Below are 16365 nucleotides of genomic sequence, written 5' to 3' on the forward strand. Positions count from 1 at the left end.
CAAAAAATTAACATTTGAAAAAGGGAAGACAAATTGATGTTGTGTTGTTTTTGCGCTTAGCGCAAAAACAACACAACATCAAAAAGCATTTCTCATATTTCGAATTACTGATTCTGTCATTCATTTGTTCGATATAATACAAATTATGGAAAATCGGAAGATTCAGAATGAGATTACAACCCTGACGGGGATCTTATTAATGGTTTATGTGTTGACGATCTTTATTGATCGGAGCATTGTAATCTTCCCGATTCGAATATCTGGATTTTCTCTGGATATCAATTGGAAGATGATTGACATTGTTGCTCCGGCAGCAGGATTGTTGAGCAGCTTAGGCTTGTTGCAAATTATTCATGAAAGAGGCTCTTTCATGAATAAAGAGTTACTCGTTCATGGCATTATTCCTTTTACATCCGCTTTTTCTCTTGGTGTAGTGTTGAGAAATACAACTGTCGGATTTAGCTGGTGGATGATGTTGTTTTTTGGGGGATTATTATTATTTCTGGTTTTTACAGCAGAGACGATCATGGTTGATCCAAATGATTCTCGAAGAGTCATTGCAGAAATCGTTCTGACTGGATTGGCTTATTCAACTTTTTTGATTACTTCCATCGCTGTTCGCGTCAATTTGTCCCGCCTAATTCTTGAGCTTCCAGTCCTTGCATTGGTTGCATTTCTGATTGCGTTGCGTTTATTATTTCTTCGAATTTCCGGAGTGAAACAGGAAAAATGGGCTATCTGGGTCGCAATTTTCGTGATCCAAACTGCAACTGCATTCCATTACTGGCCAATAAATTCCTTATCCTATAGCGTTTTGATGTTTCTTTGTTTCTATGTGCTGGTTAATAGTATGATTCTGGTGTCAAGAGGTTATTCAAATTCGGAAATAAAAAAGAAGCAAATCATCCCGCTGGTTATATTGTTCCTCTTATGGATTTTAACTGAAACCGTAAATTAACCAGTAAATTCGATTTTTGGAAAAAAATGTGTTGATGATTTGCGCGAAGCACAAAAACATCAACACAATAATACGTTTCTTCTCACTTCTCCATAAGCATTTACAAAATTTGAATTGTTGAAATGCTCTCTGCCGGTTTGTTAAAAAAGGAAGCCGGCTTAAAAATTACCGGCTTCTTTCTTAGAATTCATCATCTTCGTCAAAGTCTTCGTCTTCATCATAGAAATCATCCGGTTCTTCGTGATCAAGATCGTTATCCGGAGTATATTCTTCATCAAAGTTCAGATCATCGAAATCATCTTCCAGCGGTTCTTCTTCATATTCATCATCGGATTTCGGCAGTCCTTCTTCGGAAGCGACTTGTTTAAACATCCATACTAAGTTTCGCTTATGTAGCTGTTCTGCGAGACCTGCAAGATAAACTCTGCTTTTCCCGCAGGATTCGATGGTGATATTGTTCAAGAATTCTGCCGGATTCCTTTTTTTGATTGCTTTTTGAGCTACTTCATGCAGATTTTCAATATAGTTCACGTTTTCCTGTATTGCATCATCTATTTCACCTCGCAAGATGATGTCGCCATGTCCCTGGATGATATTTTCAAGTCCCATGGAACCAATCTTTTTCATAAATGCAAGCGTGTCTTTATAACGACCATCTGTCAACTGCGGTACTGGTAAAAACGCATCTCCTGCAAAAAGGACACGATCTTCCTCAACAAATACTGAAATACCATCTTCTGTGTGGCCAGGGGTTAAGAAGATAATCAAATTCTTTTTTCCGACTTTCAGCGTCAATTCTCCATAGGAAAAAGTCAGATGGGGAAGGATGATTTTAGAATTCTGAAATGCCGGATTCTGTTTTTTTGTAGATTCAAGTTCTTCAATTCCCTGATTTCGCATGAATTCCGCACATTTTGTGTGGGCAATAATCGTAGCGCCAGGGAAAAAGCAATTTCCCCAGGTATGATCAGAATGGGAATGTGTGTTAATCAAATATCGGACAGGTAAGCCGATTTCTTCTGTAATGAACTTTTGTATTGCCTGAGATTCTTCGGGAACAGCCAGTGTATCAACAACGATTGCCCATTGGGGACCCACAATGACTCCGGCTGTAACTTGCGCATAAACATCACTTTGAAACCAGTAAATATTTTCAGAGACTCGCTCTCGCTGCATAACTCTTTAGATCCTCTCGTCAAAGAACGCAATCGCCATAAAAGTATATAAAAATACTTGAATATAGAATAGCATAATCAAAATAAAAAGTCAAAATCCGTAAAAAAAATCTTCGAAAAACTGGCATAATCTCAGCATAAAAATTCAATATTTCGAAAATTCTTTTTGCATAATTGTCCAGTAAAACAAACGCAAAAAAGTTTACCATTTATTTTAGGAAAAATCGTAAATTTACAATTATCTGATGATTCGGAAATTCGATTAATTGATAGATTCCTTCGGATACTTTATTTCTTTTTTTTGGGAATCCTAACGGAATTGGATGGTATTCGATATTTAGGAAAAAGTTCAAATAAAAAAACATCCTGATGAGGGATGTTTTTTGCACCTCCAAAGAGATTCGAACTCTTGTTTTAACCTTGAAAGGGTTGTGTCCTAGTCCCCTAGACGATGGAGGCTCTTTATTGTTTAACGGAGAGAATTTTAGCAGGATAATTCTGTTCCGTCAAGGTAATTATGATTAAGTCAATAATACGAAATAAAACCGTGAATTGACAAAGTAAATGCAACTTGGGAAGATGAAAAAGGGAAATCCAGGTTGCACTAAGTCTGACAAAGAGAAGGTTGCATTTACTTTGTTAACTCATTTTGTTTGAATCGTGTGAACTGAACTCCTGAAATTGCTGAAGCTCTCATTTTTCATTGCGAGCGGCTTGTTGTACTTGATGGATAATCAGCATAAATTCAGCTTTCATCGGACCAATTTTCTGAATCAGCTCATCACATGCCCCTGTCAATATCCATTCGTTAGGCAGCGTCAGGTTGAGGGTCAGCGTGATCCGCTGATTTTTCCCGAACACTTTGCTGATATCAGAAAGCAGATTGGTTAATCGGTATGGCGTATCCATGAGAATAATCGGCATGCGCATTTGCTTATAATTTTTCAATTGCCGCAGGCGCTCCTCTGGATCACGGGGAAGGAATCCTCCAAAAACAAAATTTTTCATATGCAGGGGAGTTACAGAAATTGCGGTAGTTAAAGCTGAAACACCGGGAATCGGAATGATTGTAAAACCGGCATCGATAACTGCCTCGATCAGCAAATGACCCGGATCAGAAAAGAGCGGAGTCCCGCAATCCGAAACTAACGCCAGATTTTGCCCTTGAGCCAGACGGATCAGTATGTTTTCGATCTGACCAGATTCATTATGCTCGTTCAGAGCGATAATTTCTTTTTCTTCAATCCCGTTTTTCTTGAGTAATTTGCTTCCGTTGCGAAATTCTTCGCAGATCAGCGCATCCACTGTTTTCAGCGTTTTAATGGCACGGAGTGTAATATCATCGGGATTTCCAATGGGCGTGGAAACAATATAGAGTGCATTTTTCGTATTCATGATGTAATTCTATCATTTTCATGTTCATATAATTGTCTGAATCAGCAACTCAAAATAGAGACATGCTTATCGAATTGATAGAAGATATAAGTCATTGTTATGTTTATACGTAAAGCGCAAAAACACCACTGCAACACAAATTCTTTTTACAATTTGAATCGTTAATCTTGTTCAAGGCGGATGATAAAATAATGGAATGAAAGCATCCTCATTAACAAAAACTGCATTATTGCTCTTCTTCTGTTTTGGTATTGATAAGATTACTGCGATTATCCGGCAGTTAATTATTGCCAGACAGTTTGGTTTGTCATCTGAATTGGACGTCTTCAATATTGCGAATAATCTTCCCGATATGCTTTTTATCCTCATCAGTGGCGGAGCGATGTCCCTGGTATTGATTCCTGTCATGACGGAAGTCATCATCAAAGATGGAAGAATGGCAGCTTGGCGGTTATTCTCATCTGTGGCAAATCTGGCTTTCCTTTGTTCCCTTTTTTTTGCAGTAATTATTGCGATCCTGGCAGAACCTATTGTGGCATCAGAAATTGGTATTGCCCCGGGATTCAGTGCAGAACAGAAAAGGACTGTGGCTGAATTGATGCGCATGAATCTGATTGCCACCATGATTTTTTCGATCAGCGGATTAATCATGGGCGGATTGCAAGCGAATAAACATTTTTTAATGCCGGCGCTCGCGCCCATTCTATATAATATAGGACAAATTTTTGGCGCATTGATACTGGCACCATCGAAACCCTATTGGATCGGGAGTTTTCGCTTGCCTTGTTTAGGAATGGGCGTACACGGACTGGCAACCGGCGTAATTTTAGGCGCTTTACTGCACCTCCTGATTCAGATTCCAGCGCTGATTCGATTCCAATTTCGCTGGTCTCCGGTGATTGCTTTTCATGACGAATCCGTCCGAAAACTTTTACGAATCATGGGACCGAGAATTCTATCGGTTTTTTTTGTCCAACTTATTTTTATTGTGCGGGATAATCTTGCTTCGCGTCTTTCCACTGGTGCTGTTACAGCGCTCAGTTATGGGTATATGTTCCAACAGCTTCCCGAGACATTGATTGGTACTGTTCTCGGTACGGCAATCCTTCCGACACTGTCGGTTTTCATTTCAAAAGGCGAGAGAGCAAACTATGAAACGACAATTCAGAAGGCATGCCAATTATGTATCGGTTTATCCTTTGGCAGTGCGGTGATATTGGGAATCGGATTGCAACCGTTGATCCAATTCGCTTTTCATTTCGATACTGCACAGACTTCTTTACTTATGTGGACGCTGCGCGGTTTTCTTCTCGGTTTGGCGGGGCATTGTCTGCTGGAAACGGTGAATCGGGCTTTCTATGCCCAGCAGGAAGCGCTGCTGCCACTGATTGGAACATTTTTAAACCTTGTTCTTTATATTCTGATCGGATCGATGCTCTTTCGGCGCTTGGATGCTCCCGGAATCAGTCTGACGGATTCCATTGCATTTACGCTGCAATCAGTATTTCTTTTATGCTTGCTGAAAATGCCGCCCGAGACTCGGCTGCGTTGGGTACAAAGTCGAGGACGATTTTGGCGCTGGATCCAAGGAGAGCGTTCTGCTCATTCTATCCAAATGGCAGCAAAGGTGATTTTTGGAAATACGATTCTTCGATCCGGAATTGGGGCTTTATTCAGCGGATTTGTCTGTTATATGCTGATGAGCAGTCATATTGAGAATCTGAATATTCTGGTAAAATCAGTATTTGGAATGACGCTGGCGATCATTATTTATATTCCATTTATCTTACCGGAAATAAAAATACTACGTCACTTTTAGAACAAAGGATGATCAAAGAATACAGCGATTCGAAATATGAAAAAGATACTTGTTGCTTATTGGGCTTTGCGCAAAACATATAATTAAAAGAACAACAAATTCCTTTCTTTATTCGAATAGTCAATCCATATTTCAAATTGCTGTCAAGAAAACTGTTAGTCATTTTGGAGCAAATCATGAATCAAAATAATCCGAACAATCCGGGCGGTGAATTCAATCAGGGAAATCCAAGTCCGATGAATCCATACGGCGGATATCCTCAAGTACCGAATCAAAATTTTCCACAACAGCCTGGATTCCCTCCTGGACAGCCGCAAGGATTTCCTCCGATGGGGCAATCTCCTGCCGGAAAAAACCAGGCAAAAGGTCAAAAGAACACAGCGCCAAAAAAAATGAAACCACGAAAACCGAGCAACGCTGGATGGGTTTGGCTCGGTATATTGATTATGTTAGTGATGATCGTCGGAGGCGCAATTCTGGGCTACAATACGGCGATTCGGGAACGAAAATCTGCCTTTAATAAGATGTCGGTGCAAGCCGCATCCGAACAATATCAATTTGCTTTAACTGATATTATTAACGGAAAACTGGAAAATGCAAAAACCAGGCTGGAATATGTACTGAGCGTCGATCCGAATTATCCGGGTGCAACCGAAAAATATACGGAATTAGTCATCCAGTTATACCCGAAAGAGACTCCAACTCCATTTTATACAGCTACTCCTGCCCCATCCGCCACACCGGACACACGCGGTGAGGAAGAAATGTATAATACAATCACCGCCAATATGGCTGCTTCTGAATGGGAGACGGCAATCCGGAATATGGATGCTCTCAGAGATAAAAACCTTGAATACCGATCGATGGAGATTGACGGGCTGTATTATATTGCGCTACGCAATTGGGGCATCAATCTGATTAACCAGGGATACCTCGAATCGGGAATTTACAAAATCACATTAGCTGAAGCGTTTGGACCGATCGACAGCGTGGCGAACAATCAGCGTATCGCCGCCCGTAGTTATCTGGCCGGTGCAGGCTTCTGGGAGATCAACTGGGCGAAAGCGCTTGAATACTACAGTAATGCTTATCTGAATGCGCCGAATATGTACGACCAATCCTCCGGATATACTGCCCAGCAGCGTTATGCTGAAGCTTCTTTTGAATATGCTAATCAGTTGGTGGCATCCTCCGATTTTTGCGGTTCGATCACCTATTATGATCAGGGATATTCCATCGGTGCCAATGATGCGATTGCACCGACAGCAACCGCTGCTTATCTGGCTTGTTACCCCCCGGCTGCGACCAGTGCTCCTGATGTTCCTTCGGACATTGCTCCGACAATGCCGCTTGAGCTTTCAACGGAAACTCCGTTTGTCGAACCTACTCCGCTGGGTAAATAAGACTGATTTATTTATTGAGATAAGAAAAAAAAGGAGCTTTTCATGGCTCCTTTTTTTTATAAACTTTTATAAGAAATAAACTACAGTCGAGTTCCCATTAAATCATATTCCATGGCGTTATGAATCATGACCGGAACAATACTCCCGACCTCAGCGAATCCTTCAACCAGGACAACCCCGTCAATTTCCGGCGCATCCCGATAACTTCGGCCGACCATGAAACGATCGTCCTGCCTGCCTTCAATCAGGACATCCATCTTCTTTCCGATGAAAGAGCGATTGACCTTATGAGAAATTTCCTGCTGGTGGCGCATAAGCAAATCAACGCGTTGCGTTTTAATTTCTTCCGGAACGGTATCTCCATAGGCTGCACTGGAAGTACCTTCCTCCAGATAATAAGGAAAAACACCGACGCGATCAAATTTCATCTCAGTCAGAAAATCATAGAGCGACATAAACTCTTCGTCGGTTTCTTCGGGGAATCCGGCGATAAAGGTAGAGCGGATTGCGATTCCGGGGATTCGCTCCCGCATTTTGCAAATGGTTTCTCTGACCCAGCCCATATCATCCGGCCGGTGCATTCGTTTTAATACTGCCGGATGCGCATGCTGCAGCGGAATGTCCAAATATGGAAGAACAGTTGGATTGGAAGCCATCAGATCGATGAGCCGATCGGTAACAAATCCTGGAAACGCGTATAAAATTCTAAGCCAGTTGATTTCCGGAGCAGCCTGCAAGATTTTTTCAATTAATCCTGGCAGCGCATCCTTTTCTCCCCGATCCTGCCCATAAGCCGTAGTATCCTGTGCAATCAGAATCAATTCCCGCATGCCCATATTTTGAAGCAATTCGGCATCCTTCAAGATTTCCTCAACAGGGCGGCTTTTCCAATTGCCTTTAATTAATGGAATTGAACAAAAGGCACATCGACGGCTGCAGCCATCCGCGATCTTCAGATACGCGCTGGCACCATTAACAGCATACTGGCTAAAATTTTGCGCAATATTCTTCGTCATCATCGGACTTGGCGGGTTGACTCGTTTCTTCAGACTATCAATCAACGTCATAATATCTGTAATGTGGCGAGTGCCTAAAATACCATCCACTTTTGGACAGGATGACATGATCTGATCACTGAATCGTTCTGCCATACATCCTGCTGCAATCAAGTATTGTCCGCTCTTTTTAATGTCCGACAACTGCTGCAGCGTTTGAATTGCTTCGTCTCTGGCAGGCTTGATAAAACCGCATGTATTTACAATCAATACTTCAGCCTGTTTCGGATTGTCCGTGAAAGAATATCCGGCTTGAACTAACCTGACTCCCATTGAAGTAGAGTCGACTGTATTTTTTGCACATCCAAGTGAAACTAAATGAAAGGAGTTTTTCTTCATTGCGTCCTGTTATGGAATATAAGGTGTGATGGTGACGGTGGGTGTTTGGGTCGCCGGTTGGGACGTATAGGTTGGCTCAAATGTCGCTGTTGGAGTAGGACTGTTCAACGGAGTCGGTGTAACCGGAGGCAATCCGGCGGAAAACTGTAAAGTCAGATTTTCACCGATTTCACCCATGATACCCAATCGTTGCTGATTGTAGGTGATACTGATCGCGGCAGCATTGCCTGTAGTAATTTCAATGAGCTCACTGGCATCAAAGGGATAAGAATTACCGGGGAGCGTCCTACCTTTAAACACTTCTTTTCCGTCAGTTTTGACTTTTAAAAATGAGCACTGATTTGCATCAATGCGGACTTGAATTGCACCTGTCAGCAATTCTTCTCCTTCCGGTGTGGCGCCTGTTTCGACTTCTGCGGTTAGCGCCGCATTGATCATCGGTGTCTCACTGACTATCGGAGATGGGGTCATGATTTCGTTTTCCTCTTGTTTTAACTGTTCGATAAATTCGCTGCGAAAATCAGGTGTGTTGATAACATTTTTTGAACGATATTCGGAAATGGTTATTGCACTGTAGATAATAATCGCTGCCATTCCTGCCAATACGGTTAAGCCAACAAATAAATCCGGTGTGAGAAATTGTTTTAGCTTGCCGACCTTTTTTACAGGTTTTTGGTGCGGACCAGTTTTCCTTTCTTTGAAACCTGGCAGTGTTTCTTTCTTTTTTTCTGAAAGCTGCTGAATTGCTTCAGCGAAGCGGAGCATTATATCATCGACATTCAGATTTAAAAAAGAGGCGTAATTATGCAGCATTCCTCTTGCTTGCACTGATGAAGGAAGTTCCTCAAAACTGCCTTCTTCCATCTTTTTGAGATAGTAAGTTCTGACTAAAGTATGAAGTTCTGCATCATCAAAAGTCAGACGAAGGCTCTCTCTTCGGTTCCGAAGTTCTGATCCGATTTCCTTGAAAACAGCGTTTTCTGTTTTGGGTAATTCAGGTTCATCTCTGTTTTCTATTTCTGGCGGATTTAGATTTCCGGGCTTTTTTTCGGGTTTTCTGGGTTGTGTATGTTCAATTTCTGCGGGTATTGCATTTTGTTCTAACGGAAAGGGTGTGTCGGGATGATCCCATGCTTTCAGAATCGCATCGGTATCAAACCCGAGAAAATCGGAATACATTCTGACAAAACCGCGTCCCTGTACTGAAGATGGCAGAATTTCCGGTCTTCCGTTTTCTATTGCCTGAAGATAGGTGCTCCTTATATGAAGCTCTTCCGATACTTGCGTCAGGCTGATATTTTTTTCTTCACGTTTTTTCCTTAATTCTCTTCCAACGTAAATTGACATAATGGAGTAATTATAAATGAAAAAAGATCAGTCTTTTGTGACTGATCTTTTCAACAGTATCTAAAAAAGAGAGGAACTTGTTTTTAATATGTTTTAAAACCAGGAAGAATTTCCCTCTTTATTTGAATGGCCGATCTGAATTTCGACTCGCTGTTTTTCAAAGGTGCCTGTACCAATGGAAAAATTTATTTTTTTGGATATTTATGCTTCCGTTGTTTCTTCAACAACCGGTTTTTCACCTTCGCGATGCGTGATAACGGTGAAAGAAGGAATAACGTCAACGGTCAGACGGACGGAAACTTTATGTTCGCCTAAGGTTCGGATCGGTTGTGCGTCAATTTGACGTTTGTCAATTGTCGCGCCAATTTTCGCACTGATTGCGTCAGCAATCATCTGCGTGGTGATGGAACCATACAGTTTACCTGTCTCCCCAGCTTTGCATGGGAAAGCAATCCAAGAATTGCTGATTTTCTCAGATAAAGATTGCATTTCCGTATTTAACTGAGATCGGATCGAATCAGCTTGCTTCTTAATACTGTCGATTTGCTTAATTGCAGAAGGAGTTGCCAATACAGCAAATTTTTGAGGTATTAAATAATTACGTCCATAACCGTCTGCTACTTTTTTGATGTCACCAGCATGCCCAAGCTTGTAAACATCTTGTAATAATAAAACTTTCATTTTTTCAAGCCCTTTCAAGCAATTTAAATAGTATTTTGGCGAAGGGTACAACGCCAATGTTTTTTATTTTATCAGGAATTTCATAGGGGGTCAAATACTCTCGGCCTTCCCCATTTGAAATATGGATTTACTTTTCAAAGTACTGTTTTACTCATATTTCAAACAGGGATGGCTGATACGTGAAGTTACCGATCTGATCTTGTGATAATACATGAAACAAAAAACAACACAGCAATTCTTCCTTTTTATTCGAAAAACGGTTAAAAATCTGAATTGCTGATTCCTGAATTCGAAAATACACATATAATAAACGTATTGGATGATTTGGTGAGAATCAATTATAATGCGCATAGGCAAATAAAAAGACTTTTTTTAGACGATACTATCGATAAATGGATAGAAATCACCAAAAAAATTCATGAGCAGGCGATGCAAGAAACATCCAATAATTTTGAAGTGGTATTTATTTGAGGAGCTATGGATGAATTTAAAATCAACGATCTAACATCCGATTTGATTAATAAAATCGAAAAATTTAAAAGTGAACTCGAAGTTGAAGAAATTGGAATTGTTTTGGAAGTTGGTGATGGAATTGCCCGTGTCAGTGGATTAGCTACGGTTAAAAGTCAAGAACTCATTGAGTTTGAAAACGGTGCTATCGGGATTGCTTTTAACCTTGAAGCGGAAACAGTCGGAGCAATCGTTCTGGGTGATTATTTTTCAATCAAAGAAGGATCCATTGTCAGAAAATTAAATCGAATTGCCTCCATTCCTGTAGGTAATCTTTTTCTGGGACGCGTCATCAATCCTTTAGGGGAACCAATCGACGGGAAAGGACCCATTAAAAATTCTGGTTTCCGTCCGTTAGAAAGAATTGCACCGGATATTTATGAGCGATCGGATGTGGATACACCACTGCTAACAGGCATTAAAGCAATTGATTCAATGATTCCGATTGGCAGAGGTCAACGGGAATTGATTATCGGCGACCGCCAGACCGGAAAAACTGCTATTGCGATTGACACGATTATCAATCAGAAAGATAAGGATGTTTTCTGTATCTACGTGGCAATCGGTCAAAAAAAATCCACTGTCGCGCAAATCATTGCAAAACTTGAAGAAAAAAATGCGATGAAGCATACGATCGTGATCGTAGCGGGTGCAGATGAAAATGCTTCTCTGCAGTATATAGCTCCTTATGCCGGGTGCGCTATGGCAGAAGAATTTATGGAGACCGGGCGTGATGCATTGGTAATTTACGATGATCTTACCAAACATGCCTGGGCGTATCGTCAAATATCATTATTAATGCGGAGACCTCCCGGCAGAGAGGCATATCCTGGCGATCTCTTTTATCTTCATTCAAGACTGTTGGAACGGTCAGCGAAATTGGATCGCAAATATGTGCTGGTTCCATCTTCTTTTGAAAAGAGCAGGGCTTCAATCTCTGATGCAATTGACGGGATCGTCTATCAAGGGCCGATGGCAATCCATGATATCCGTGCTGCTTTGGAAACGCATCCGAATAAAGAGTCGATTAAGATCTGTCAAGTTGAGAAAACGGGAGGAAGCTCTACAGCACTTCCGATTATTGAAACGTTATTAGGTGATGTTTCTGCATATGTTCCAACGAATGTCATTTCAATCACTGATGGACAAATATACCTGGAAAGCGGATTATTTAATGCTGGAATTCGGCCGGCAGTCAATGTCGGAATATCTGTCTCACGCGTCGGCGGAGCTGCACAGTCAAAAGCGATGAAAAAAATTGCAGGCGGATTACGGCTGGATATGGCTGCCTATCATGAGATTGCTTCATTTGCACAATTTGGATCTGATTTGGATAAGTTAACCAAGAAACAACTGGAACGCGGGGAGATTTTACAAGAGTTGTTGAAACAGCCGCAATACGCTCCTTTTACTGCCGGTGATGAATTCTTATCCATCTACGCAGGGACACATGGCTTTTTGGATGGTATTCCTTCCAAGCGCGTCTCAGATTGGGAAAAGGCATTTTTAGAATTTATGAAAATCTATTATCCAAAAATAGGTGCGGAGATTGAACAAAAGGGAATCCTGACTGAAGAAAATGAAGCTTCCTTGCAGAAAGCGATCCAGCATTTTCAATCGACCTGGGAATAACGGAGAATTATGCCATCAATTCGTGAAATGCATGGGCATATAAAGAGCATTGAGAGTATCGGACAGTTGACGCGGGCGCTGCAAGCTGTCAGCGCCAGCCAGGTGCGTCAGGCGACACAGATTGCCGATAATTCGCTCCCTTATTCGGATCTGGCATGGCAGGTCTTGATTGACCTGTATCATGAGGATGAATTCTATCAACGTGCACGAGCTTTTCTGGAGCCTAAGGAAATTAATTCTGCATTAATTGTCTTTATCAGTGCTGATCGCGGTCTGGCGGGCAGTTTTCCGATGAATGTATTTCGAGAGGCTTATAACCTGGAAAAACGCCTGAATGTGCCCGTAAAATACATTACTGTCGGTAAAAAGGGCAGAGAGATGCTGATGCGGCGCAAGAAAAATATTATTGCTGATTTCAGTGATCTTTCATCGGCGACCAGTTTCCATGATGTGAAAGCGTTGTCCAGGATCATCGTGGATGAATTTAACAGTGAAAATTTTGAATGGGTATACCTGGTTTATACGGAATATACCAATATTGCGCACTTTGGTCCGAAGACGAAATTGCTGGTTCCGCTTTTCCAAAGTTATCGGGAATTTATGGAGACAACACAACAGCAGTACAAGCGGAAGACGGGCTGCATTTTTGAAGGTGATCCTGAACTGATTATGAATTCCATGGTTTCAAGAATTATTCGGATGGTATTGTTTCATGCGGTGATCTCTTCGAAAGCAAGTGAACATACTGCCCGAATGCTTGCCATGAACAAAGCGACAGAGAACTCCGAAGAGATTTTAGCCGATTTACTTTTACAGTATAACAAAATGAGACAACAAACGATTACAAATGATATTTTAGATATCGTCAGCGGTTCAGAAGGTCAGAATCGTGATATGGAAGAAAATCGAAAAAATAACGAGAGGTATTCATGAAACAAGCGTCCGGGAAAATCATTCAGATCATTGGCAGTGTAGTGGATGTTCAGTTTCCAGAAAATGATCTTCCTGATATTTTTGAAGCATTAGAAATCGAAATTTCTGATACGAATCATCTGGTTCTGGAAGTACAAAAATTAATGGAGAAGAACACGGTTCGTTGTGTTTCGATGGGGTCTACAGATGGAATGATGCGGGGCATGGATGTGATTCGGACACGATTTCCGATTATGGTACCGGTAGGTGAATCTGCACTTGGCCGCGTAATGAATGTACTCGGGAAGCCCATTGATGGCAAAGGGGAAATTCTGTCTGAAGAGTATTATCCATTGCATCATGCCGGCCCGGATTTTAAACATCAGTCAACGAAAGTGGAATTACTTGAGACGGGGATCAAGGTTATTGATTTAATTGCTCCGTTTACCAAGGGCGGAAAAACCGGAATATTTGGCGGCGCGGGTGTTGGAAAAACTGTTGTGATCATGGAATTGATTCGCGACATTGCCACAGTGCATCGTGGGCTATCGGTATTCGCTGGCGTGGGAGAACGAACGCGGGAAGGAACAGAATTATATCGGGAGATGACAGAATCTGGCGTCATGAAAGATACGGTCATGGTCTACGGCCAGATGAATGAACCCCCGGGTGTAAGACTTCGCGTAGCTTTGGCTGGATTATCGAATGCAGAATATTTCCGAAATAAAGGGATGAATGTTCTTCTCTTTATTGATAATATATTTCGCTTTTCGATGGCGGGTTCTGAAGTCTCCGCACTATTAGGGCGGATGCCTTCAGCTGTTGGTTATCAACCGACACTGGCGACAGAGATGGGAGAATTGCAGGAAAGAATTACGTCCACCAATACCGGATCGATTACATCGATGCAGGCAGTTTATGTTCCTGCTGACGATTATTCTGATCCGGCTCCAGTCACGACCTTTACCCATCTGGATGCATCGATCGCTTTGGAACGCAGCATTGCTGAAAAGGCGATTTATCCTGCTGTAGATCCTCTCAATTCAGCATCTCGTATTCTCGATCCGAACATCGTTGGACAGGAACATTATCAAACAGCTCGGGAAGTACAACGAGTCTTACAACGTTACAAAGATTTACAGGATATTATTGCAATTCTTGGAATCGACGAAATTTCTGAGGAGGATCGAATTATCGTCAGTCGTGCTCGGAAAGTGGAGCAATTCTTTTCTCAACCGATGTTTGTGGCAGAAAAATTTACTGGAATTCCCGGCGCTTATGTACCGATTGCAGACACGATTGATGGTTTTCAGCAGATACTGACTGGAAAACTGGATGATCTGCCTGAACAGGCATTTCATATGGTTGGTACGATTGAAGACGCAAAAGCAAAAGCCAGACTATTACAGTAAAATAGAAGGATCCTATGTCAATTCGCTGCAGAATAGTTTCACGTTATGGTATCGTGTATGATGGAAATGCAGATGCGGTCATGCTCCCAACCATTCATGGACAAGTTGGCATTCTTCCACATCATATTCGGATGTATACCAAAATGACAAACGGTATCATCACCGTAAAAGTAGGGGATCAGACGAAAGAATTTACTGCAACCGGCGGTTTCGTTCAGGTAACGACTGATGAAATACGAATTTTAGCGGACGCATCTGAAGTGGTGGATGAGATCGATCTCGAGCGCGCGGAAGCTGCCAGGAACCGTGCATTGGAAGCAATGAAGCAAGCTCCTACCAAAGAGTCTCCAGATTTTTTGAAAGCAATGATGTTATTCAGAAAGTCGAGCTTGAGGATCAAGGCTGCAAAAAGATTTAAACAGAAAAATCCGGTCGCTTTTTCCGATAAACGGAAATAGTTTACCGATCCGATGAATCATTGCAATTCGAAATACAGGAAGAATTGTTCGTTAAAGAATTTTTATACGAAGCATAAAATAAACTTCAACGAACTTTTCTCTTTTCTAAAAAAGCTTTTTCCTCATTTCGAATTATTGGATGAATAATAGTATGTATGATGTGAAAATTTTAGAGGACAGGATTTCCAGAAAAGTATGCCGCTTTTTTCAAGAGAGATAGGAATCGATTTAGGAACATTAAATCTGGTGATTGCCGAAGGACGTCAATTGCTGTTGCAGGAACCGACCATTGCAGCCATCATTGTTGAAGAGATGAAGATGGTGGAATGGGGTCAGGCAGCAAAAGACATGGTAGGCCGTGTTCCAGAATCAATCGAAGTTGTTCGTCCGTTGCGAAATGGTGTCATCGCAGAATATGAAATTACAGAGAATTTACTGCGTTTTTCTATTCAAAAAGTATGCGGATCGATGCTGGTTTTCAGACCACGAATCCTGATTACCATTCCATGCGGCATAACCAGTGTCGAACGCAGAGCGGTTCATGAAGTTGGTCTTGGTACGAACAGCCGAGACGTGATGTTAATGGAGCAGCCTTTGGCTGCGGCTATTGGTGTAGATTTACCGATATCAACACCCTCAGGAAATATGATCATCAGTCTGGGCGGGGGATTAACACAGGCTGCTGTATTGGCTATGAACGGTATCGTAACATCGGAAACTTCACAGACTGCCGGTTTGAAACTGGATGAAGCAATTCAACAGTATGTCAGAAAGAAATTCGGCGTCATTATTGGTCAACCTACTGCGGAACAAATTAAAATTCGAATCGGATCTGCTGTTCAGGTGGATCAGATTCAGACGATGGAAGTTCAGGGACAGGATCAGGTTTCCGGTCTGCCGAAACCGGTTGTGATCACCACGGATGATGTGATTGACGCATTGCAAGACTGCCTTTCTGAAATCTCCGGCACTGCGCGGAAAGTGCTTGAAAAGACACCTCCCGAATTGATTTCTGATATTATCGATCGCGGGGTAGCTTTATGCGGCGGGACTTCACTTTTAAGAGGCATCGATAAATACCTTACGAAAACGCTTGGGATTCCAGCTTATATGGTCGATGAGCCAACAATTTGCACTGCACTTGGAGCAGCAAAGGTTGTTTCCATGCGAGAAGTTTACAAAAGATCAATTTTACTGGGGTGATCCGGTAATTTGAAATTTCGAAAACCATCAAATAAAAAATATAAAATGTTGTTATGTTGTCTTTAA

At 41.7% G+C, this 16365-nt stretch carries 13 protein-coding genes and 1 tRNA gene; 8 read left to right on the forward strand and 6 right to left on the reverse strand.

The window, feature by feature from the left end:
- Positions 1-145 precede the first annotated feature (145 nt).
- Positions 146-958 (forward strand): DUF5656 family protein, encoded by an 813-nt coding sequence (locus ATC1_RS09035; protein WP_062280705.1) that lies wholly within the window; start codon positions 146-148, stop codon positions 956-958.
- Positions 959-1138: 180 nt separating this feature from the next.
- On the opposite strand, the gene ATC1_RS09040 is transcribed toward ATC1_RS09035, so the two are convergent.
- The 3 genes from ATC1_RS09040 to rsmI all read right to left on the reverse strand — a co-directional run bounded on the left by ATC1_RS09040 (position 1139) and on the right by rsmI (position 3528).
- Positions 1139-2134 (reverse strand): MBL fold metallo-hydrolase, encoded by a 996-nt coding sequence (locus ATC1_RS09040; protein ID WP_062280709.1) that lies wholly within the window; start codon positions 2132-2134, stop codon positions 1139-1141.
- 385 nt (positions 2135-2519) lie between these two features.
- Positions 2520-2592, reverse strand: a tRNA-Glu gene (locus ATC1_RS09050).
- Positions 2593-2826: 234 nt separating this feature from the next.
- Positions 2827-3528: a 16S rRNA (cytidine(1402)-2'-O)-methyltransferase gene (rsmI, locus tag ATC1_RS09055; protein ID WP_062280715.1), complete on the reverse strand. Its 702-nt coding sequence runs from the start codon at positions 3526-3528 to the stop codon at positions 2827-2829.
- A gap of 196 nt (positions 3529-3724) precedes the next feature.
- Here rsmI and murJ point away from each other — a divergent pair, with 196 nt between their 5' ends.
- Positions 3725-5347: a murein biosynthesis integral membrane protein MurJ gene (murJ, locus tag ATC1_RS09060; protein ID WP_062280717.1), complete on the forward strand. Its 1623-nt coding sequence runs from the start codon at positions 3725-3727 to the stop codon at positions 5345-5347.
- 176 nt (positions 5348-5523) lie between these two features.
- Entirely contained in the window at positions 5524-6750 is a 1227-nt protein-coding gene (locus ATC1_RS09065; protein WP_062280720.1) for a hypothetical protein, read from the forward strand.
- 80 nt (positions 6751-6830) lie between these two features.
- On the opposite strand, the gene rimO is transcribed toward ATC1_RS09065, so the two are convergent.
- From rimO to rplI, 3 genes are all read right to left on the reverse strand, one after another.
- Complete coding sequence (rimO, locus tag ATC1_RS09070; protein WP_082174725.1) at positions 6831-8144, reverse strand: 30S ribosomal protein S12 methylthiotransferase RimO; 1314 nt, start codon at positions 8142-8144, stop codon at positions 6831-6833.
- Between the two features lie 9 nt (positions 8145-8153).
- Positions 8154-9491, reverse strand: coding sequence for a helix-turn-helix domain-containing protein (locus ATC1_RS09075; protein WP_062280726.1), 1338 nt, complete (start codon positions 9489-9491; stop codon positions 8154-8156).
- 201 nt (positions 9492-9692) lie between these two features.
- Positions 9693-10172: a 50S ribosomal protein L9 gene (gene rplI, locus ATC1_RS09080; protein ID WP_062280729.1), complete on the reverse strand. Its 480-nt coding sequence runs from the start codon at positions 10170-10172 to the stop codon at positions 9693-9695.
- A 477-nt stretch (positions 10173-10649) separates the two neighbouring features.
- Between rplI and atpA the strand changes: the two genes are divergently transcribed.
- The 5 genes from atpA (at position 10650) to mreB (ending at position 16299) form a co-directional block, all read left to right on the forward strand.
- A complete protein-coding gene (gene atpA / locus ATC1_RS09085; RefSeq protein ID WP_062280732.1) occupies positions 10650-12314 on the forward strand; it encodes a F0F1 ATP synthase subunit alpha in 1665 nt (554 codons plus the stop codon).
- A gap of 9 nt (positions 12315-12323) precedes the next feature.
- Positions 12324-13247, forward strand: a complete 924-nt coding sequence (atpG, locus tag ATC1_RS09090) for an ATP synthase F1 subunit gamma (protein WP_062280735.1) — start codon at positions 12324-12326, stop codon at positions 13245-13247.
- A complete protein-coding gene (gene atpD, locus ATC1_RS09095; protein WP_062280738.1) occupies positions 13244-14638 on the forward strand; it encodes a F0F1 ATP synthase subunit beta in 1395 nt (464 codons plus the stop codon). Before atpG ends, atpD begins: the two co-directional genes overlap by 4 nt.
- Positions 14639-14652: 14 nt before the next feature.
- Positions 14653-15096: an ATP synthase F1 subunit epsilon gene (gene atpC / locus ATC1_RS09100; protein ID WP_062280741.1), complete on the forward strand. Its 444-nt coding sequence runs from the start codon at positions 14653-14655 to the stop codon at positions 15094-15096.
- A 195-nt stretch (positions 15097-15291) separates the two neighbouring features.
- Complete coding sequence (mreB, locus tag ATC1_RS09105) at positions 15292-16299, forward strand: rod shape-determining protein (protein ID WP_062280743.1); 1008 nt, start codon at positions 15292-15294, stop codon at positions 16297-16299.
- Positions 16300-16365: the final 66 nt, after the last annotated feature.

Source organism: Flexilinea flocculi (genome assembly GCF_001192795.1).
GTDB lineage: Bacteria > Chloroflexota > Anaerolineae > Anaerolineales > Anaerolineaceae > Flexilinea > Flexilinea flocculi.